17 protein-coding genes and 1 pseudogene are annotated in these 21,000 nt (G+C 70.1%); 11 read left to right on the plus strand and 7 right to left on the minus strand.

The annotated features are described in order from the left end of the window. The first annotated feature begins 290 nt into the window (after positions 1-290). The 5 genes from GAS53_RS42735 to GAS53_RS42755 all read left to right on the plus strand — a co-directional run bounded on the left by GAS53_RS42735 (position 291) and on the right by GAS53_RS42755 (position 4,788). Positions 291-1,160 (plus strand): helix-turn-helix domain-containing protein, encoded by an 870-nt coding sequence (locus tag GAS53_RS42735; protein WP_151483175.1) that lies wholly within the window; start codon positions 291-293, stop codon positions 1,158-1,160. A 250-nt stretch (positions 1,161-1,410) separates the two neighbouring features. Beyond that, entirely contained in the window at positions 1,411-1,611 is a 201-nt protein-coding gene (locus tag GAS53_RS42740; RefSeq protein ID WP_151483176.1) for a DUF397 domain-containing protein, read from the plus strand. 302 nt (positions 1,612-1,913) lie between these two features. After that, a complete protein-coding gene (locus tag GAS53_RS42745; protein ID WP_151483177.1) occupies positions 1,914-3,068 on the plus strand; it encodes an ADP-ribosylglycohydrolase family protein in 1,155 nt (384 codons plus the stop codon). A gap of 68 nt (positions 3,069-3,136) precedes the next feature. Continuing rightward, on the plus strand, positions 3,137-3,877 hold the full coding sequence (locus tag GAS53_RS42750) for an RNA polymerase sigma factor (RefSeq protein WP_151483178.1): 741 nt from the start codon (positions 3,137-3,139) through the stop codon (positions 3,875-3,877). Beyond that, on the plus strand, positions 3,874-4,788 hold the full coding sequence (locus GAS53_RS42755) for a CU044_5270 family protein (protein WP_151483179.1): 915 nt from the start codon (positions 3,874-3,876) through the stop codon (positions 4,786-4,788). The genes GAS53_RS42750 and GAS53_RS42755 overlap by 4 nt, the downstream gene beginning before the upstream one ends. Positions 4,789-4,894: 106 nt before the next feature. Here GAS53_RS42755 and GAS53_RS42760 read toward each other — a convergent pair whose 3' ends face one another. Together GAS53_RS42760 and GAS53_RS42765 are read right to left on the minus strand one after the other, a co-directional pair. After that, positions 4,895-6,439: a sodium:solute symporter family protein gene (locus GAS53_RS42760; protein WP_151483180.1), complete on the minus strand. Its 1,545-nt coding sequence runs from the start codon at positions 6,437-6,439 to the stop codon at positions 4,895-4,897. A 154-nt stretch (positions 6,440-6,593) separates the two neighbouring features. Further along, the gene (locus GAS53_RS42765; RefSeq protein ID WP_151483181.1) at positions 6,594-7,379 is read right to left on the minus strand and encodes an SDR family oxidoreductase; all 786 of its coding nucleotides are present in this window, start codon (positions 7,377-7,379) and stop codon (positions 6,594-6,596) included. 91 nt (positions 7,380-7,470) lie between these two features. Between GAS53_RS42765 and GAS53_RS42770 the strand changes: the two genes are divergently transcribed. The 5 genes from GAS53_RS42770 (at position 7,471) to GAS53_RS42790 (ending at position 11,531) form a co-directional block, all read left to right on the plus strand. Continuing rightward, positions 7,471-8,322 (plus strand): hypothetical protein, encoded by an 852-nt coding sequence (locus GAS53_RS42770; protein ID WP_151483182.1) that lies wholly within the window; start codon positions 7,471-7,473, stop codon positions 8,320-8,322. 146 nt (positions 8,323-8,468) lie between these two features. Continuing rightward, positions 8,469-8,984, plus strand: coding sequence for a DUF2165 domain-containing protein (locus GAS53_RS42775; protein WP_151483183.1), 516 nt, complete (start codon positions 8,469-8,471; stop codon positions 8,982-8,984). A gap of 3 nt (positions 8,985-8,987) precedes the next feature. Beyond that, positions 8,988-9,413 carry a GntR family transcriptional regulator gene (locus GAS53_RS42780; protein ID WP_151483184.1) on the plus strand — a complete coding sequence of 142 codons (426 nt, stop codon included), beginning with the start codon at positions 8,988-8,990 and terminating at the stop codon, positions 9,411-9,413. Positions 9,414-9,588: 175 nt separating this feature from the next. Next, positions 9,589-10,176 carry a SigE family RNA polymerase sigma factor gene (locus tag GAS53_RS42785; RefSeq protein ID WP_151483185.1) on the plus strand — a complete coding sequence of 196 codons (588 nt, stop codon included), beginning with the start codon at positions 9,589-9,591 and terminating at the stop codon, positions 10,174-10,176. Further along, a complete protein-coding gene (locus GAS53_RS42790) occupies positions 10,173-11,531 on the plus strand; it encodes an outer membrane protein assembly factor BamB family protein (protein ID WP_151483186.1) in 1,359 nt (452 codons plus the stop codon). The genes GAS53_RS42785 and GAS53_RS42790 overlap by 4 nt, the downstream gene beginning before the upstream one ends. Positions 11,532-11,587: 56 nt before the next feature. Here GAS53_RS42790 and GAS53_RS42795 read toward each other — a convergent pair. The 5 genes and pseudogenes from GAS53_RS42795 to GAS53_RS42815 form a co-directional block, all read right to left on the minus strand. Beyond that, a pseudogene (locus GAS53_RS42795) lies at positions 11,588-11,887 on the minus strand (hypothetical protein); the annotation flags it as partial. Positions 11,888-11,953: 66 nt separating this feature from the next. Beyond that, the gene (locus tag GAS53_RS42800) at positions 11,954-12,787 is read right to left on the minus strand and encodes a helix-turn-helix domain-containing protein (RefSeq protein WP_151483187.1); all 834 of its coding nucleotides are present in this window, start codon (positions 12,785-12,787) and stop codon (positions 11,954-11,956) included. A gap of 442 nt (positions 12,788-13,229) precedes the next feature. Beyond that, positions 13,230-13,781: a GNAT family N-acetyltransferase gene (locus tag GAS53_RS42810; RefSeq protein WP_151483188.1), complete on the minus strand. Its 552-nt coding sequence runs from the start codon at positions 13,779-13,781 to the stop codon at positions 13,230-13,232. Next, positions 13,781-13,951, minus strand: a complete 171-nt coding sequence (locus GAS53_RS55585; protein ID WP_192583522.1) for a hypothetical protein — start codon at positions 13,949-13,951, stop codon at positions 13,781-13,783. The genes GAS53_RS42810 and GAS53_RS55585 overlap by 1 nt, the downstream gene beginning before the upstream one ends. Further along, positions 13,948-17,283, minus strand: coding sequence for a BREX system ATP-binding domain-containing protein (locus GAS53_RS42815; RefSeq protein ID WP_151483189.1), 3,336 nt, complete (start codon positions 17,281-17,283; stop codon positions 13,948-13,950). The genes GAS53_RS55585 and GAS53_RS42815 overlap by 4 nt, the downstream gene beginning before the upstream one ends. Before the next feature lie 272 nt (positions 17,284-17,555). On the opposite strand from GAS53_RS42815, the gene GAS53_RS42820 reads away from it, so the two are divergent. Beyond that, on the plus strand, positions 17,556-20,933 hold the full coding sequence (locus tag GAS53_RS42820) for a S8 family serine peptidase (protein ID WP_225859434.1): 3,378 nt from the start codon (positions 17,556-17,558) through the stop codon (positions 20,931-20,933). The last annotated feature ends 67 nt before the right edge of the window (positions 20,934-21,000 follow it).

Genomic DNA, 21,000 nt, shown 5'->3' on the forward strand with positions numbered 1-21,000 from the left:
TGGGCCGCGCATCACCGCATGCGCCGCGCATCACCGCATGCGCCGCGTATCACCGCATATCACTGCTTGCGCCGCGTATCACCACAGGCATCGCCCCACTCTGCGTATCGCCACGCGAATTCATCACACTCCTCACCACTGTTCCACGCCAGGTGGCGCGAGGTGGCGACAAGTGGCGTGTACGCACGGCATATCCGCTGTTTTCCAGCGGTAGTAAGCACCTTGGTGGCAATCTGCTCAACAGCAGATACGCAAAGTACAGACAGCACGCAGCCGGAGGTGCACGTCCCGTGGCGTCCAATGTCAATCCCACCGTCAGGCGACGCCGGTTGGGCCAGGAGCTGCGCCGGCTCCGGGAGCTCAAGGGCATGACCGCCGAAGAGGTGGCCGAGCGGCTGCTCGTCTCGCAGTCGAAGATCAGCCGTCTGGAGAACGGGCGGCGCAGCATCAGCCAGCGCGACGTCCGCGATCTGTGCGGGGTCTACGAGGTCGAGGACCACCGCATCGTCGACTCGCTGATGCAGATGGCCAAGGACTCGCGCCAGCAGGGCTGGTGGCACTCCTTCGGCGACATCCCGTACAGCGTCTACATCGGTCTGGAGACGGACGCGGCGAGCCTGCGCGTGTACGACCCGCTGGTCGTCCCGGGCCTGCTGCAGACCCGTCCGTACGCCGAGTCGCTGATCCAGGGCGCGCTCCCGGAGGCGGCCGCCGGCGACATCGACAAGCGCGTGCAGGTACGGCTGCGCCGACAGGAACGTATCTCCGACCAGGAGAACCCGCTGCGGCTGTGGGCCGTGCTCGACGAGGCCGCGCTGCGCAGGACCGTCGGCAACAAGCAGGTGATGATCGAGCAGTTGGAGCATCTCGTCGAGATGTCCCACGTGCCGCATGTGACGGTGCAGGTGATCCCGTTCACCATGGGCGCGCATCCCGGGGTGAGCGGGCAGTACGCGATCCTGGAGTTCCCGGACGCCGCCGACTCGAGCGTGGTCTACATCGAGGGCGTCACCAGCGACCTGTACCTGGAGAAGGCGAACGACGTCCAGAAGTACAGCGTCATGTACGAGCACCTGCGGGCGCAGGCGCTGAACGCGGACCAGTCCCGGGAGTTCATCGCGGACGTCGCGAAGGACTACGCAACCGAGGCGATGTCCTGAGGCGATTTGGGGCTGATTTTTGCCGCCCCGGCGAGAAGGTGCCGGACAATACACCCTCGCCGTATCCCGACGGAAGACTCTGCTGGTATATGCCATCCGGTCGAGTGAATAGTCGCTTCGTACGCCGATGTTGGCGAGTAGCGTCGATCACGCCAAGGAGCAAGAACCTTTGGCGCAAACCGAACCGTGGGTTCCGCAGCGATCCCGCAGCGCGGTGACAGCAACTCAGCATCTGGCTACCGGAGCGAACATGGCAATCAAGCAAGGCGCCACGGATACGTGGACGAAGTCTTCGTATTCCCAAGGAAACGGCGCATGCGTCGAGGTCAAGTCCCCCGTCCTGACGGCGCTCGCCGTCCGCGACTCCAAGGTCCCCGAGGGCCCCACGCTCGCCTTCCCGGCCGAGTCGTGGAACGCCTTCGTGTCAGAGGTGAGCCGGGGCACCGTCTGACCTCAACGGATGCCTCACGCAGGACGAGCACCAAGAGCATCGACAACTGCGTCAACAACTACATCAACAACTGCACAAGCCCCACGCAAGAGCCCTCTCGACTGGCCCGCCGTCCCGGCCGAGGGGGCTCGGTCTTTTCCGGATTTGGCGCCCTTCAAGACCTCCCAATGTGATCAGTTGCCCCACTGTTCGCATACCGTTCCGACCTTCTACCGACCGTTCCCGTTCGATTACAGTGCTGGACTGTCGGCCGTACCGACGGAATCGGCGCGGGATCGGATCGGGATCTGTAGGAGGCCTCGGTGGGTGCGACAGCCGGTGCCGTCTGGGGGCGTGCCGAACAGCAGGATTTCCGCAGCCGGGTGCGTGGCACGCTGCTCGGCGCGGCCGTCGGGGACGCCCTGGGGTCGCCCGTCGGAGGCCTCACGATGGACGAGATCCGTGAGGAGCACGGCGCCGAGGGGCTCACCGATCTGGCCTCCGGGTACGGCAGACGCGGGGCCGTCTCCCACCTCACCCAGCTGACCCTGTTCTCGATGGACGGGCTGATACGGGCCCAGGTGCGCCGGGACACGGGTGCCTGGCATCCGCCGACGGATCTGCACCGGGCGTATCTGCGGTGGGCCTCCACACAGCGCGACTGGGGTCCTGACGAGCGGCGCAAGGAGGACGGGTGGCTGGCGCGCGAGGAGTGGCTGTACGCGCGCCGTGACCCCGCGCGCGCCTGTCTGATCGGCCTCGGCGACGAGACGATGGGCACGCTGGACATGCCCAAGAACCCCGAGGAGCGGGGCGTCGAGGCCGCGGTCCGTTCCGCGCCCTTCGGGCTGCTCGTCGGCTGGGAGCCGCAGCTGGTGATGCAGCTCGCGGTGGAGTGCGCGGCGCAGACGCACGGACACCCCTCGGCCTACCTGTCGGCGGGGGCGTACGCCGTCATCGTGCACGGTCTCGCACGCGGCGAGACCCTCGACACCGCCGTCCAGCGGGCGCTGCAGTTGCTCGCCGCGCGCCCTGGGCACCAACCGGTCGCGGACGCGCTGCAGCAGGCGCTGGGGGCCGTACGGCAGGGCATGCCGACGCCGGCCCGCATCGAGGACCTGGCCGGGGACGGCACGGCGGAAGGGCTGCTCTCAGTGGCCGTCTACTGCGCGCTGGTCGGTGAGGACACCCGCCACGGCCTGTGCCTCTCGGTGAACCACCGCGGCGCGTCGGCCGCCGCCGGCGCACTCACGGGCGCCCTGCTCGGCGCCCTGCACGGCGAGACGGCCCTTCCGCCGGCCTGGCTCGCCGAGCTGGAGGGCCGTCCCACGATGCTCGTCCTCGCGGACGACTTCGCGATGGAGATGACCCAGGGCCCAGCCCTGCACGGCCCGGCGGGCTCGTCCCCGGGCTGGCTGGCCCGCTATCCGCGGGCGTACGCGGCGCTGCCGGGCGCCACACCGGTCCCGGCGGGCTGACCACCGCCCCTGACAGTCATGTGACCGACGCCACAGGGACGCGGGTCGCCGAGCGGACAGGGCCGGTTGTGGAACTTTCCCTACGCGCCCGGATACGGGCCGGTGACCCGGAGGCGTTCGCCGAGCTGTTCACCGCGCACGCGCGGGCCGTCTACCGCCACGTCGCCCGCCTGACCGGAGACCGCAGCGCCGCGGAGGACGTGGTCTCCCTGACCTTCCTGGAGGCATGGCGCCTGCGGGAGAGGCTGAGACCCGACGCCGGAGCCCCCGAAAAGGGCGCCCCGGCCGACCCCGAACCGTCCGAGGGCGACGGCCTGCGGCCCTGGCTCTACGGCATCGCCACCAACGTGCTGCGGAACACGCGGCGCGCCGCACGGCGGCACAGTGCCGCGCTCGGCCGCCTCCACGACAGCACGGCGGACCACGACACCGTGCCGGACTTCGCGGACGAGCTCGTCGGACGCCTGGAGGACTCCGAGCGGGTCGCCGCGGCCCGCGCCGCGCTGAAACGGCTGCGCAGACCCGAGCGCGAGGTGTTCGCGCTGTGCGTCTGGTCGGAGCTGAGTTACGCGGCCGCCGGCGAGGCCCTCGGAGTGCCGGCCAGCACCGTACGGTCCCGGCTCTCCCGTGCCCGGCAGCGGCTGCGGCGCCTGGCGGAGGCGGAGTTGGCCCGAGGCGGGCCGAGCCCGGAGCAGCCCGCTCCCGACGAAGGACGGGAAGGAAAACCGAGACCCCTCCCCCGTACCGGACAGGTCCCCAGCAGCCGCCCCGAAGCGGCCCGGTCGACACAGGAGAAGAAGTACCGATGAAGCCCGAAGAGCGTGAGGAACTGGCCAGGCTGCTGCCGAGCCCGGGTGACCCGGTCCTGCCGAGCGACCGCCATGACCTGCTGAAGGACCACATGATGCAAGAGCTCACCGTGGACGTCACGGGGCCCGCCGCGGCACAGAAGCCGGCCTTCCGCCGCCGGTTCGCCATGATCGCCCTGCCCCTCGCCGCCGCGACCGCCGTCACCGCGGTCGTCATCGGCACCGCGGGATCCGACACCCCCACCACCGACCAGGAGGCCGTCGACCTCCTGAACCGCATCGCCACGATCGCCGCCGCGAAGAAGTCCGTGCCTGTCCGCGACGACCAGTACGTCTACATCCGCACCCAGGGCTCCATGGAAATGGAGGACAGAGGCACCCAGATCTTCCGCCGCTCGAACTGGACCGCCGTCGACGGCAAGCGCGCAGGACTGGCCCGGATCACGGTGCTGTCGGGCCCGACCCTCCCGGGCCACCGGACCCCCAAGGGCGTCCCGGAGGACATGACGCTGTCACCCGACCCGAACGTCACCACGTACCGCGAGCTGGAGGCACTGCCCACCGACCCCGACCGGCTGCTCGAGAAGATCTACGCGGACACCGAGGGCCAGGGGCCGACCCGGGAAGGTGCTGCGCTGGAGACGATCGGCGACATGCTCGACGACGCCACGCTCCTGCCCGAGCTGGACGCGGCCCTCTACCGCGCCGCCGCGAAGATCCCGGGCGTCAGGGTGGTCGAGAACGCCGAGGACTTCGCCGGCCGCCCGGGCATCGGCCTGAGTTTCAAGGAACGCGACGACACCGATGTGTGGGTCTTCGACAAGAAGTCCCTCAACTACCTGGGCTCCGACGAGGAGGCGCTCCTGGCAGTCGGAGTCGTCGACAAGATCGGTGACACACCGAAGAGTTGACGCTCCATCAGCACGAGGCACGAGGGCGACCGCTCCCACCAGAACGGTCGCCCTCACCACGTGCGCCCGGCTGCCGGGCGGAACTCACTCCATGCTCACTCCACACTCACTCCATGCCCGACGCCGCCGCGGGAGCCGGGACCGCCGCGGCCGTCGAGCCGGGGTCATCGTTGTTGATCTTCTCGATGAGCGCGTCCCGTTCCGGCGAGTCCTCCGGCTTCACATATCCGATGAGGATGTACAGGACGAGCGACACCGCGAGCGGGATCGACACCTGGTACTGGAGCGGGACGCCACCGTCGACGTTCCAGTGGATCGGGTAGTTGACCAGCCAGAAGGTGACGAGGCCGACGCCCCAGCTGATCAGCGCGGCCGTCGGACCGCTCTTGCGGAACCAGGGCAGCAGGCCCAGCATCAGCGGGATCGCGATCGGACCCATCAGACCGGCGACCCACTTGATGACGACGGTGATGATGTCGCCGAAGAAGTCGGAGTTGACCTGCGTCGCGATGGCCATCGACAGACCGAGGAAGAGCAGCGTGGCCCAGCGCGCGGCCAGCAGCCCCATCCGGGTGTCCCACTCGCGCACCTTGCGGGAGACGGCGGGCATGATGTCGCGGGTGACGACGGCGGCGATCGCGTTGGCGTCGGAGGAGCACATCGCCATCGTGTGGGAGAAGAACCCGACGATGACCAGGCCCAACAGCCCGTGCGGCAGCAGCTTCTCGGCCATCAGCGCGTACGAGTCCGCCGGCACGTCCGTCTTGATGATCAGCGGCGCGACCCACATGGGGAAGAAGAGCACGAGCGGCCAGATCAGCCAGAGCGCGGCGGACAGGGCGCCCGAGCGCGTGGCGGACTTCGCGGAGTCCGTGGCCATGTAGCGCTGGGCCTGGTTCCACATGCCGCCGTTGTACTCGAAGGTCTTGATGAAGAGGTACGCGATCAGGAAGACCATCATGTACGGGCCGGCCAGCGGTTTGGTGTGGCCGTCGAGCGCGGGCTCGTCCCAGACGCTCCACAGCGTGCCGAAGCCGTTCAGTTCGACCATGACGGCGATCAGCATCGCGATGCCGGCGATGAACTGGATGATGAACTGGCCGAGTTCGGTGAGCGCGTCGGCCCACAGCCCGCCGACCGTGCAGTAGACGGCCGTCACCGCGCCGGTGATGAGGATGCCCATGTTGAGCGAGACACCGGTGAAGACGGACAGCAGGGTCGCGATGGCGGCCCATTTGGCACCCACGTCCACGATCTTCAGCAGCACGCCCGACCATGCCAACGCCTGTTGGGTGGGCAGGTTGTAACGGTTCTTCAGGTACTCGAGCGGAGAGGACACGTGCAGCCGTGACCGCACCCGGTTGAGGCGGGGCGCGAACAGCTTCGCGCCGATCGCGATGCCGATGGCGATGGGGAAGGACCAGGTGACATAGGAAGTGACGCCGTACGTATAGGCGATGGCGGCGTAGCCCGTGAACATCACGGCGCTGTAGCCGGACATGTGGTGGGAGATGCCGGACAGCCACCACGGCATCTTGCCGCCGGCCGTGAAGAAGTCGCTGACGTTGTCGACCCGTTTGTGGGACCAGACACCGATCGCCACCATCACACCGAAGTAGCCGATGAGCACGGCCCAGTCGAGACCGTTCATGTGCCCCCTCCCAGGGTCGTGAAGCGCCCGCTCATCGTCAGTTCGCTGACATGGCGGCGACAACGGCCCGTACAGTCAAGAGGGAGTAAAATAGTTCGGCTTACTGACCTCGGTTCATGTTTCTGAACATGAACCGGATACGGCCAGAAATGGTCTAGCGCATCAACTCCCCCGCGTTGACCAGCAAGGACTGCCCGGTGATCGACCGCGCCCGGTCCGACGCCAGGAATACCGCGGCGTCGGCCACGTCTCCGTCCGTGGCCAGCTCGGGCAGCGCCATACGGGAGCTCAGCCGCTCCAGTACCTCGACCTCCGGCACCCCCTCGGTGTACGCGGTGAACTGCACGTACGCCTCCACGGGCGGCCCCCACATCCAGCCCGGCAGCACGGTGTTCACCCGGATCCGGTGCGGCCCGAGCTCCCGCGCCAGCGAGTACATCGCGCTCGTCAGCGCCCCCTTCGAAGCCGCGTACGCCGCCTGCCGCACCTGGGACGGGGCGGCGACGGACGACTGCGTCCCGATGAAGACCACGGACCCGCCGCGCTCCTTCAGAGCGGGCAGACAGGCGCGGGTCATCCGCAGGGTGCCGAGCAGGTTCACGTCGATCACGCCCTGCCAGGTCTCGAAGTCGGCGTCCTCGATACCACCGAAGTAGCTGTCCCAGGCGGCCACTTGGACCACGGCGTCGATCCGCCCGAACCGCTCGCGCGCCAGCGCGGCGAGCGCCTCGCACTGGCTCTCGTCGGTGATGTCGGTCGCCCGGTACGCCGTGTGCGCGCCGTCCGGGTCGAGTTCGGCGGCGGCCTTGGCGAGATTCGCCTCCGTGCGCGCCCCGAGCACGGCGTTCCCCCCGTCGCGTACGACGGCCGCGGCGACCTGGTGACCGAGCCCGGCGCCGACCCCCGACACGATGACGGTCTTGCCCTGGAGCAGTGACATCTGGGGGCCTCCCAGCTCTGGCGGTTGATCTGACGGTCCGTCAGAGTAGGTCCGTCCGGAGGAGGAAGGAAGAGGGAGGAAGGGGAACGCCATGCCCGATGCCACACCGGTCGACACCCGCAGCGAGGTGTACGCGGAACTGGCCGCCGTCGGCCCGTACGGCGTCCGTCCCGGTCATGCCCTGATCACCATGGTCGAGCCGCATCCGGGCCACGAGTACGCGTACAACCGCTGGTACGAGGACGACCACTACTACGCGGGCGCGATGGCGATGCCGTGGATGTACGCGGGCCGCCGCTGGGTCGCGACCAGGGATCTCCAACTCCTGCGCTATCCCGAGAAGTCGGCGGTCGCCCAGCCGGTCACCGCCGGCTGCTACATCACGACGTACTGGGTCACGGACGGCCGCTACGACGACCACATGAAGTGGACGGTCGGCATCAACAAGCGGCTGAACAGGGACGGCCGGGTCTACCAGGACCGTACGCACGTCTTCACGGCGTTCCAGGACCACGAGGCGACGGTGTACCGGGACGGGGCAGCCGGGCCGCGCGACTTCCACGCGCTCGACCACCCGTACGCGGGCCTGGTGGTGGAGGTCATCGACGCCGAATCGCCGGAGCAGCGGGCCGAGTTGCTGGAGTGGCTGCGCTCCCGCCACCTCCCCAAGCGCCTCGCCGGCTCCCCCGCCGCCATGGTCACGGTCTTCCGCCCGACCCCGCTCCCCGGCGACCGCATGTCGTACGTGAAGCAGGTCGAGGGGGTCGATACGCGGCTGACGCTGTTGTGGTTCTTGGAGGCGAACCCGCGGGAGTGCTGGGAGCAGTACTTCACCGGGCTGGACACTCCGGTGGCCGAAACGGGCCTGGGGCGGGTCGAGTTGGTGGCGCCGTTCATTCCCACGGTGCCGGGGACGGACAAGTATGTGGACCGCCTTCGGTGAGGGGTGGACCGCCTTGGGTGAGAGGTGGACCGCCTTCGGTGAGAGTCGGCGAAGTTGAGGGCCGACGAAGTTGAGGGCCGGGCAGCGGCATACACCCACGCCCCCTCGTGGTTGAGCAACAGACATATGCGAGAGGGGACTTGAGGATGGCCGCAGCACGCGCGCTTCCGATCACCGCGACCCTGCTCACCGGCACGGTCGCGCTCTACATCACGCTCGTCGCGTTCGGGAACATCACCGACTTCGGTACCAACCAGCAGTTCGTCCAGCACGTCCTGGCCATGGACACCACCTTCAAGGACGACGACCTGATGTGGCGGGCCATCGAGTCCGAGGGACTCCAGGACGCCGCGTACATCGCGATCATCGCGTGGGAGACGATCGCCGCGCTCGTCCTGATCCTGGGCACGTACCAGTGGCTGCGCCACGACCACCTCCGTGCCCGGCGGACCTCCACCATCGGGCTGCTGATGCTGATGCTGCTCTTCGGCGCCGGTTTCCTCGCCATCGGCGGCGAGTGGTTCGCCATGTGGCAGTCGGAGGACTGGAACGGCCTCGACGCGGCGATGCGGGTCTTCTTGCTGAGCGCGGCCGTGCTCCTGGTCATCCACCTTCCGATGGAGCGGGCGGGGGCCGCCGCAAGCAACGGTGGGAGGCCGTGAGCAATGCCGGAGAGGAAGTACGAGAGGCCTTCGTACCTGAAGCTGAAGACGATCCACCTGCCCGGGCCGACGACGAGCGACACGGAACAAGCCTGCGAGGAATTCGTCCGCCACATTCGGGACGGTCTGGCGGAGCACCGCTACGTCCGCGGCGACATATTGCCGACGGTTTCCGAGGTACGGGACCTTTACGGAGTACCGGAGGACGACATTCACAGCGCGATCCGGGAGCTTCGCAGGGCTGAGCTTCTGCAACTGCACGATGAATACCGGGACACGTACTTCCTCGATCCCGGCGACGACCGGACGGCAGGCGAACAGGAACAGCAAGAGGACCTCGCCAACCGTGTGAGAAGGCTGGAAGCCCTGTACAGCGACCTGGTGGCACGCGTCGAGGCGATGGAACCGCCGCCGTCACACCAAGGCTGACGAACCACGGCTCCGGAACAGCTGGGCGCCCCGGTGACAGACCGGGGCGCCCAGCTATGTCGTTTATGTCGTTCCGCTGTGTCGCCAACTTGGTGTGAACACACAATCTCGCCGGCTGAGGGATAGCTGCGGGTGGCTCATCGCGTCGTGATGGTTGCCAAGAAGGGGAGGGTCGATGGAGGCCTCGAGTCACGACGAGTTCCGGGAGTTCGTAGCGATGCGGTCCACCGCACTGCTGCAGCTCGCGGTGCTGCTCACCGGCGGGGACCGGCATGCCGCGGAGGATCTGCTGCAGATTGCGCTGATGAAGGTCTACGGACGCTGGGCGCACATCGAGCAGCCCGAGGCGTATGTCCGCCAGGTCATCTACCGCCAGCAGGTCAGCCGCTGGCGGCTGCGCAGGCACCGCGCCGAGACGACGGTGCCCGTACTGCCCGAGTCCGGCAGCAACGCCGACGCCGGGTCGGACTCCGAACTGCGGATCGCGCTGTGGGCGGCGCTCGGCCGGCTGACGAAGCGGCAGCGGGCCGTGGTCGTGCTGCGCTACTTCGAGGACCTGCCGGAGGCCGAGGTGGCGGCGCTGCTCCGGTGCCCGGTCGGCACGGTGCGCAGTACGGCGTACCGATCGCTCGCCAAGCTCCGGGTGCTCGTGCCGGAGCTCGGGCCTGAAGGGCCCGCGGAACCAGCGGAACCTGCGGGACCCGCAGAACCCGCGGAACAGGTGCAGCCGCTCAGCTATACGCCGAAGGGGGTCCGGGGATGACGACGGAGCAGGTGGAGGAGAAGGTCCGGGAGACGCTGCACGCGGTCGCCCTGGATGGGGTGCGGGCGCCCGGGGACCTGGCCGAGAAGGTGGTGCGGCGGCGCAGCCGGCGCCGTTTCTCGCAGGCCGCGGGTGCGGCGGTGGCCGTCGCCGCGATCAGCGTGGGGGCGGTGTTCGGCTTCGGGGGCGGCGGTGCGGCCGAGCCGGACCGGCCGTCGCGGCCGGCGGCGTCGCCGGAGGGCTGGAAGCCGTGGCAGAGCGGCGCCTCGGGCGTCAGCGAGCGGGGCTGCCTGGTGGACGGTTCCGCGCTGTACTGCAGCGGGTCCAAGTACGACGTCGCGAAGCTCGACGCCAACACCGGCGAGCGGCTGTGGACCGTCAAGGTCAACCGCGAAGGCGACGGGATCGACCACCCGTTCGCCGTGCGCGACGGCGTGGTCTATGCCTACCGCAATCACACCGCGGAGAAGGAGCCGGACGGGGACTACGCGGGCGGTACCGATCTGATGGCGGTGAACGCCGACACCGGCAAGGTGCTGTGGACGGTCGAGATGCCGCAGGACGACCGCACCGACCAGGCCGCCATGCTCATCGACGGCGCGGTGCTGGCGAACACCCCGTCGCTTCGCACGATGTCGGCCCTCGATCCGCTGACCGGCAAGGAGAAGTGGCGCTACACCTGGGGCAAGGGCATCGTGTGTGAACGGGTGGTGCTGAGTGGTGTGCCCCATCTCCTGTGCACGCGGGACGTCGAGGAGCCGGGCGACACCGACGTCTTCCGTCTCGATCCCGCCACCGGAAGTGCCCAGAAGATCACCACTGTCCCTGGCGGGCAGCGGTTCGTCGGGACCTCGGGGGACGGGATGATCCTGATCGGAGCGAAGGCCGCGCCCGGCAAGGACCTGCGGCTGACTACCATCACCAGCACCGGGGGGCAGTCCTCGCACTCCTATCAGGTCCCGGGAGAGCTGGCGGCCGGCTCGGCTGTCATCGGTGATCGTTTGATCACCGTGTCCTGGAAGGGCGAGGCCTCGGTCTACTCGCTGACCACGGGAAAGACCCTGTGGACCGGCCCGGTGGGCGTCAAGATGCCCGACAAGGACAAGCTGACGGGCCTCGCGTCGCCCGTGGTGTCGGAGAGGCAGGGGGTCGTGTACTTCCTCAGCCCGACCGGCGATCTGTCCGGCCTCGACCTGCGCACGGGTGAGCAGGTCTGGCGCGGTCATGTCGGCACCAGCAGGCCGGAGCCGGGGCCCAACTTCTGGGACACGCCCCAACTCCTGCTCTACGAGGACGTGCTGGTCGCCGGGAACGGCAGCAAGCTCGTCTCCCTTCTGCCGCGGATCGGCGACTGATACGAAGTGCCCGACTGACACGAAGGGCCCCAGGCCGGGGCGGCACCCCCGCTCCGGCCGATGGCTGCCTCGGCCGCCGCCCGGATTCTGTGGATCTCGGCGATGGCTTCGGCCGGCTCCTCCTCGCCCGCGTCCACGATCCGCTCCAGTTCGCGGAGACGGGCGGCCCGCTGCGGGTGCCGTTCGATCGCGACGAACACGGCCCACGAGTGCACGAAGGCCCGCAACGGCGCGAGGCTCTGGGTCTGCTGCGCGTTCGTCGTGGCTTCGAAGAGGTGCTGGGTGAGCGCCGGAATCCGACTGGGCGCGAGACGGGCGACTGCCGTCCGCAGCGCGTCAGGGGTGAGCTCAGGCATGGGGATCAGCGGCCCGTACGGGCCGTCGCCGGTCGCGTGACCCGCCTCCGGCGTCTCCGGCATCTCCTACGCCGCCGCTCGGGTCGAACGGGCCGAGCGGGCCGGGCGGCAGTCCCGGCAGCGGCCTGGCACCGGGGCCCGGAACGCCCGGTCGCAGCCGTCGCAGTTCTGGAGGGGGTCGGGGCGGGCCGGCTCCGGCAGGGTGGCGGGCAACGGTGGAGGCAGAAGGGCGGTGAGGCGGTGGGCCAGGAAGCCCGCCGGGCGGCGTACTCCCTCCCGTGGCAGGCCTGCCGAGAGGGTTCGCCGTACGTCGTCGGGAGCGACGCCTCGCTCCAGCCAGGCGGCCACGGCCGGGGCGAGACGGCGTACGTCGTGCTCGCTGAGGTGGAGCCGGGGGTCGTGGGTGCGGAGGCCTGCGAGGACGTCGCGGGCGGTGCGGTGGGTGGGGAGATCGTGGGTCTGCGGCGCGGTAGTCGCGGGTGCGGCGGAGCGGGCAGGCGGGGGCGGTTCGCGGTGGGGCCTCGGCGGTGGAAGGGTTGCCGTACACCTACGGGGCTTGTTGTACGAGATCGTGCGCGTCACGATTCGCCCCGATGGAAGACGCTCCTTGGTGCGGGCCAGGTAGCCGTGCGTCTCCAACTCCCGCAGGGCGGAGGCGATCCGGGTCTCCCCCTCGGGGAACTTCGCCGCCAGGGCCTTGATTCCGACGAGCGTGCCGCTGCGCAGCGACTGGATGTGGACCGCCAGACCGATGGCCGTCAAGGACAGCTCGGAATGCTGGGCGAGGTGATTTCCGACCACGGTGAACTGCTCGTCGTGGCGTTCGTCGACGTGGCCCACTCCTTCGTGGGAACGGCCGGTCCGGGTGCGCGCCTGCGCGCTAAAGTGCTGCTCAGTCATCGGGAAGGTTCAGCTTCCTAGGTGGTGAGGCCCTCGTTCGGGATTGCCGTCCCGGCGGGGGCCGTTTCACGTGTGCGGTTGTCTGTCGGGGCTGACGCTGCCTCACCAATTCGCCGATGCGCCAGCTGAATTGGATCTGATCACCCGACCGAGTGACCAGGGGTGCGGTGGATGACGGGCTGGGTTGGGTGGGTTTGGTTCTTTCCCCGGTTCCTTCTCTTTGGCGTCGGGCCCGGCCGGGTCACTGCTCCACGCGACCCGGCGCTAGTTCGGCCCAGACCGCCTTGCAGCGTGCCGGTGCCTCGTCGACACCCCAGCGGTCCGCGTACGCCGCCACGAGCCGAAGTCCTCGACCCGATTCCGCGTATTCCGGACCCGGGTCGGGGATACATGGGACCCGGTCGCCCCGGGCGTCGGTCACCTCGATACATCCTGCTCCGCTTCACCGGATCTCGTGGACCATGCAGTTGTAGAGGGGGGCGTCCTCCCACGGGTGGGAGACACCGATTTTGCGGTAGCCCCACGCCGCGTAGGCGGCTTGTGCCGGGGCGGCTTCGAGCTCGGGTCGCATCGTGAGGGTGACCCGCTCGACGTCCAGGCCCTCAAGAAGCCGTGCGTGCAGGGCGGCGGCGATGCCCCGGCGGCGCCACGGCTTGCGTACGGCGAGTTCGATGATGACGAACGTCCGCTCGCCGGTCTCGCAAGTGAAGTCGTCCGGGAGCTTGACGTCCTGAAGGTTCTTCCACCAGCGGGTGTCCGGCGCGAGGTAGTAGCCGAAGGCGAATCCGATGACTTCGCCGCCGTCACGGGCGAGTACGAGGCGGAAGCCGGGCCGCTGGGTCTGGGCCTGGTAGTGGTCGATGAAGTCGGCGACGTCTCGGGGGCCTTCGCAGTACGGCGGCTCGATGTAGACCTCTTCGTACGCCGGGAGGAAGGCGTCGAGTTGCCCGGCCGCTTCCGGCCCGTCGTGCCGCTCGTACGTCACCTCGGCCATCAGGCGGTTCCCTTCTGCTGGGTGTACTCGGTCAGTTGCTCGGCGGCGTCACGGGCGCTGGTCGCGTCGACGGTGCACAGCAGGTCGCGTACCTCGGTGACGCGGCGGGTCACACGGCTCGACTCGACACCCGTGCCTCGTGAGCCCCGTTCGTCGCGTTCGCCGGTCATTCCGCGTAACGCGCCCGGATGGTGTCCCGGGCCGCCGTGACCTCCGCCAGGTAGGGCGCGACGCGGGCCCGGTCGGTGCCCGGGCTGTCCAGTACGTCGGTGAGGATCGCGGTCAGGTTCGCCAGGTCCTCCCAGTCGGGGGTCAGGGCCAGGACCTCGGTCAGGCCCGCGTCGGCTTCGGCCCAGTCGGACAGGGCGCAGCCGATGAAGCAGCGGCTCTGCGCATGCTCCAACGCGCTCAGCTCCGCGCCCGGTTCGCCGTCCTCGTGGACCAGCCGGGCCAGCTCGCGCCAGAGAGGTTCCGCGGCGCGCAGCCCCTCGGATCTGCTGACGGTCACCGCCAGTTGGAAGGCGCCGACGAGCGGCTCCGTCTCGCGTACCCGCTCGGCGAGCCGTCGGGCCTCCGCCCACCGACCGGCATGCCGATGCATCTCGACGCGCAGGTCGTCCAGGTCGTCGTCAGGGGCCGCCGCGCGGTCCGCGTCGGCCAGACGCGCGGACGCCTCATCCCAGCGGTCGCAGTTCATCAGCAGCCCGATGGCCGTGCGGCGCGCCCAGTGCGCGTCCAACTCCAGGGCGACGCACCGGTCCAGGTCGGCCAGAGCCTGCTCGATCCGAACCGTCGCCAGACCGACCCGCGCGCGTTCCTTGTATGCCCAGGCGTGGTCCGGGCTCACCTCCAGGGCGCGATCCAGATATCGGAGGGCCTCCTTGTAGTCCTTCAGGGAGCGGTAGGTCCCGCCGAGACTGGCCAGCACGTGGTGGTCGTCCGGGCTCCGTTCCAGTACACGGCGGAAGACGGCGATCGCCTCCTCGTACCGGCCCACTTTCCGGTACGCGATGCCCAGTTCGTGACTGATCCAGTCGACGTCCGGCTGCGCCGCCACGGATCGCCGCAGATCCTCCACCATGCCCGCCCGGTCACCCAGGTCGTCCTTCACCCCGGCCCGCATCACCAACGCCCAGGTGTAGTCGGTCTTCAGCTCGATGGCCCGGTCGAGGTCGGCCAGCGCCTCCTCGTTCCGGCCCAGTCCGTGGAGGGACGCTCCACGGCTCGCCAGGGCCGAGGCGTAGTCGGGATCGAGGGTGACGGCCCGGCCCAGCTCGGCGACGGCCTCCTCGAACCGCTCGGTGACCCGATAGGCGTCACCCCGTTCCGACGCGACCCAGGCCTGGTCGGGACCGAGCTCGACCGCCCGGTCGAAATCGGCGAACGCCTCGTCCAACTCCCCCCTGGTGCGGCGCAGTCGAGCCCGGCGCACCAGCGTCCACAGGTTGTCCTCGTCGATGCTCAGCGACCGGTTGAAGTCGGCGAGGGCCGCGTCGTACTGCCCGAGGCTGTGCCGGCACACGGCTCGCCCGGTCAGAGCCGTGGCATAGGTCGGGTCGAGCGCGACGGCCCGGCTGAAATCGGTGACGGCCTCCTCGAAACGGCCCGCCAGCCGATAGGTCTCCGCGCGCTCGGCGATGATCCAGTCGGTGTCCGGGGCCAGTTCGTCCGCCCGGTCGAGCGCCGCAAGCGCCGCCGGGAAGTCGTCCATCAGCTGGCAGGTGAGACCACGGCCGTAGTGCGCCCATGCCAGCTCCGGATCGAGTTCGATCGCCCGGTCGAACTCTTCCAGGGCCCGCCCGTACTCCCCGCCGTTGCGCAGTTCCCGGCCCCGCAGCGCGTGCGCCCCCGCCCGCCCGGCCGGGTCGAGGCCGGGACGGGCCAGGAGCAGGTCCATCGCCCTGACCGTCCCGGACTCGTCGTCCGCGAGCGCCTCGCCCAGCTCCCGGCCCCACTCCCCGAGGGCCGGGTTGCCCGTCGCGTCGCCCGCGTCCTGAAGCATCCGCGCCCAGCGGCGGCCGACGACCCCGTCCTCACGGCATGCCTCGACCAGGGACCCCAGCGCCTCGGCGAGCGCCGCGGGCGGCCGGGCGCAGAGCCGGTGGTACGTCTCCTCCAGGAGCAGCCCGCGCCACTCCTCGTCCTCCCACAGCTCCTCGGTCTCCCGGCCGGCCCCGACCTCGGCGCGCCATTCGGCGAACGCCTCGGCCAGCCGCCGGTGCCGCGCGGCCCACTCGCGCGGGGACCTGCGGCGCTCCAGCCGCAGCATCGGCGCCCGTACGACGTCGTGGTACCGCACCCGCTCCCCGCGCTCACCGACGAACGGAAGCCCCGTCAACCACTCGTAGAGCGCGTCCAGTTCGTCGTCCGGGCGGTCGATGACCAGCACCCGGAACACGTCCGCGTCCAGCCACCGGGGCAGCGAGCAGATCCCGGCGACCTTGCGACGGACGGCCGGTTCCGACTTCAGGAACCGTTCCACGGCGGTGGCGCTCGGGTCGCCCACGGCGCCCGGGTCGCCGGGGCGTTCCTTCGCGAGTGTCGACACGAGGACGGGCAGGCCGCCCGTGAGGCGCAGCACCTCCTCGACGACCGGCTCGGCCACGACTCCCTTCGCGGCGAGCAGCCGGCGCGCCTCGGCCTCGGTGAACGGCGCGAGCGGCACGTCCGTCACGGAGTCCAGGCCGCTCCAGCGGGCGGGGTCCAGGGGCCGCTGCCCGGCGGTGACCACGACGACGGTGGCGGGCAGTCCGCTCTCCGCCGTGCCGCGCGTGACCATCTCGTGCAGCCACGGGTCGAGATACGCCCCGGTCCGCTCGTACGTGTCGAAGAACAGGACGATCCACTCGGCGGCGGAGGCGGCCGCGCGCAGTTCGCGGAGCAGGACCGGGGTGAGCACCTTCTCCGGTGACGTCACCAGCTCGATGTCGTCGGCGTTGCGGAAGCGGGCGCTGAGGCCGGCCCGCAGCCGGTCCGCGCCCTGAGCGAGCTGGTCCGCGGGCAGGGCCCTGCCGATGAGGCCGCCGCCCGGCACCGTGGCCTCCGCCACGGCGATGCCCAGCTCCACCGCGGCCCTGCTGCCGGCCGACGGAGCCGGCGGCGCCCCCGGCTCCGGTGCGAGCGCGGCGAGCGCGGCCGCCTCCGCCTCGTGCCGCCGGTCCCGGTACGCGGCCAGCCGCCGCTCCAGGTCCTTCAACCGCCGCCCCTGGTCCGCGAACTGACCGCATATCTCCGCCAGCGCCTCGGGCACGCTTCCGGCGCCCTCGTCGACGTACGCCGTCAGCGCCCCGCGTTCGCGCGCGAGTTGCCGCAACTCCTGTACCAGGAAGGTCTTCCCGACGCCCGCGGTGCCGTGCACATGGAAGCGGAAGCGCTGTCGGGGGTCCCCGACCGGGATGTCGAAGTTCTGGAGGAACGCGGCCCGTTCGGTGTCCCGGCCCACGAATCCGGCGCGGTTGCCCTGCTGGATCAGCTCCTGCCGCGACGGCACTGCCTGCGCCACCCGCCCGCCTCCCTGCCGCTTCCCGACACTCCCGGTCGAACCCGGCTCCCAGTGTCGCTCAACTCGTGGTCCTTTTGATCGTCCGTCTTCCGATGGACGGGGCCGCGGCAGCCTCCGGCACGAGGACTACGCGGCCGGCGGCGGCCAGTACGCGCGATGGACCTTTCCCCCGGAACTCAACTCTCCGCCTGGCCCCTCACGTCCCAGAAGTGGCACCAACTTCCGTCCCCGCGACCCGAGTTCGCCGGGAACTGTCATCTCCAGGGGGAGACGTGAACAGACAAGTGAAGAGGGCATACGTCACCACGGTCGCCGTCGCGGCCGCGGTGGCGCTGACGGCGGGCATGACCGGCCCGGCGTCGGCGGGGACCACCACTGAGCAGGACAAGGGCACGGGCACGGGCGCGGGCGTTGGTCCCTCTCAGGCGCAGAGCGCGCAGCGCGTCACGCTCATCACCGGCGACCGCGTCGCCGTCGACACGAAGGGCCGGGTCACCGGCGTCGAGCGCGCCGAAGGCCGCGAGCACATCGCGATCCGCACGATCCGGGAGGACGGCCACACCCTGGTCGTCCCCGCCGACGCGCAGCGCCTGATCGCCACCGGAACGCTGGACCGGCGGCTCTTCGACATCACCGAACTGAGCAGGAAGGCGGTCCGCGCCTCCCACAAGCAGGGCATGAAGGTGATCGTCGGCTACCAGGGCGCGGCCAGGGCCGCGAAGGCGGACGTGCGCGACGCGCGCGACACCGAGGTCCGCCGCACGCTGGAGTCCCTGAACGCCGAGGCAGTCGCCACTCAGGACCCCGCCGGCCTGTGGGCCGCGGTCACCGACACACCCGGCGGCACCGCGCGGACCGCCTCCGGCATCGCCCACATCTGGCTGGACGGTGTCCGAAAGGCCGCCCTCGACAAGTCCGTCCCCCAGATCGGCACGGACAAGGCGTGGGCATCCGGTTACGACGGCAAGGGCGTCAGGATCGCCGTCCTCGACACGGGCGTCGACGCGACCCACCCGGACCTCAAGGACCAGGTGGTCGCCGCCAAGAACTTCACCCCCTCCCCCGACGCGACCGACCGCTTCGGCCACGGCACGCACGTCGCGTCCATCGCCGCCGGTACGGGCGCTGCGTCTCCCGCGGGGTCCGCCGGCGCCTACAAGGGAGTCGCGCCCGGCGCCGCGCTCCTCAACGGCAAGGTGCTCGACGACGAGGGTTCCGGCGACGACTCGGGCATCCTCGCGGGCATCGAGTGGGCCGCCGAGCAGGACGCCGACGTGGTGAACCTCAGCCTGGGCGGCCCCGACACCCCCGGAATCGACCCCCTGGAAGCAGCGATCGACAAGCTCTCCGCCGAGAAGGGCATCCTCTTCGCCGTGTCGGCGGGCAACGAAGGCGAGTCCGGCGAGGAGACCATCGGCTCCCCCGGCAGCGCGGACGCCGCGCTCACCGTGGGCGCCGTGGACGACGACGACCGGCTCGCCGACCTCTCCAGCCGGGGCCCGCGCCTCGGCGACGGCGGCATCAAGCCGGACGTCACCGCACCCGGCGTCGACATCACGGCCGCCGCGGTGCCCGGCAGCGTCATCGAGCAGGAGGTCGGCCAGAATCCGGATGGCTATCTGACGATCTCCGGTACGTCGATGGCGGCCCCGCACGCGGCGGGCGCTGCAGCGATCCTGAAGCAGCGGCACCCGGAGTGGACGTACGCCGAGCTCAAGGGCGCGCTGACCGCCTCGACGATCGGCGGCGACTACACGCCGTACCAGCAGGGTTCGGGCCGCATCGCCGTGGACAAGGCCGTGGAACAGACCGTGATCGCCGACCCGGTGTCCGTGAACCTCGGCGTCCAGCAGTGGCCGCACACCGACGACACTCCGATCGCCGAGGAGGTCACGTACCGGAATCTCGGTACGACCGACGTCACGCTCGACCTCGCCGTGACGGCCGCCGGCCCGGAGGGCGAGCCCGCCCCCGAGGGCTTCTTCACGCTCGGGGCGAGGAAGCTGACCGTCCCGGCGGGCGGGAAGGCGTCGGTGGACCTGACCGCGAACACGAAGCTGGGCGGGACGCTGGACGGCTCGTACTCCGCGTACGTGACCGCGACCGGCGGCGGTCAGAGCGTGCGCACGGCGGCGGTGGTGCAGCGGGAGGCCGAGGCGTACGACGTGACGTTCGAGTTCGTCGGCCGGGACGGGCGACCCACGCCGGACTACTCGTCCTTCCTGCAGTCCATCGCGGTCCCCGGCGAGGCCCGCTACCACGAGCCGTACGACGTCTCGGGCACCGTCGAGCTCCGTCTGCCCAAGGGGACCTATCTCTTCGACACCACCATCTCCGAGGACCCAGAGGACTCCCGCGCGGGCACGGACTGGCTGGTCCAGCCGAAGCTGGAGGTCGCCGGCGACATGACGGTGACGGCCGACGCGCGCACGGCGAAGCCGGTCGACATCACGGTGCCGGACAGCGCGGCCGAGCCGTTGTTCGTGGCGCCGAGGTACTGGTATGCGGGTGAGGGTTACAACATCGAGACGGGCGTGCACGTCGACTCGTTCGACGGTCTGCGCACGGCGCACCTCGGTCCGGAGGTCACCACCGGTGCGCTGAACCAGCAGTGGATCGGCGTCTGGAGCAAGGGCGCGGACACCGAGTACGACGTGATGCTCGGCGGCAACACACGAAAGCTCGCGACCGGTTACCGCAGGCACCTCGGCCCCGCCGACCTCGCCACGGTGAAGGCCGGCATGGGCACGTCGGCGGCGGACAAGCAGGGCGGCCTGAACGCGGCCGGCTACTTCCCGGAACTCGGCGGCATCTCCCCGATCACCGACCCGCAGAAGCTCCCGCGCACCCGCACGCTCCACCTCTCCGCGCTCGACAACGCCAAGTGGGACCTCTACTTCCAGCAGTACGGCACCCCGGACGAGGACGGCTCCGCGCCCACCGAGTCGTACCACGCCCTCGACGAGCCACGCGCCTTCAAGGGCGGCGTCACATACGAGACGCGGTTCAACACGGGCGTACTCGGCCCGCGCATCGCCCTGACGGAGGGCGTCTTCCGCGACGGCGACACGATCTCCGGCGACCTGCCCCTGCACGCGGACGGCGACAACCACACAGGCTGGACCAGGTACGAGTCCGTCCGCACGACCCTGTACCGCGACGGCACCAAGCTCACGGAGAACTCCGACGACCTCGGTGGCAACGGCGACGGCTTCACGGTCCCGTCCGACGCCGCCGACTACCGCCTGACGACCTCCGTCCGCCGGGGCCCCGCTCTCGGCGCCGCCTCCAGCCGCATCGACGCGAGCTGGACGTTCCGCTCCGGGAAGACCACGGACCGAACCCGGCTCCCCGTCTCCACCGCCCGCTTCGACGCGAAGACCGACCTGACGAGCCACGCCCCCGCCGGCAGGAAGACGTCCGTCCCGGTGACCGTCCAGGGCGCGGCGGCGGACGGCAACCTCAAGTCGCTGGCCGTGTACGTCTCGTACGACCGGGGCGCCACCTGGCAGCAGGCCCCCGTCAGGAACGGCCGCATCACGGTCAAGAACCCGGCCGTGGACAAGTCCGTCTCGTTCCGCGCCAACCTCACCGACAAGCAGGGCAACAAGTCGTCGGTGTCGGTGTACGACGCGTACTTCGGCAAGTAGGACGCACCACTCCTTCGACCGAGGAGACTCATCATGACGTACGGGTACAGGACATATGCGTACAGGA

The sequence above is a fragment of the Streptomyces albicerus genome, assembly GCF_008905045.1.
GTDB lineage: Bacteria > Actinomycetota > Actinomycetes > Streptomycetales > Streptomycetaceae > Streptomyces > Streptomyces albicerus.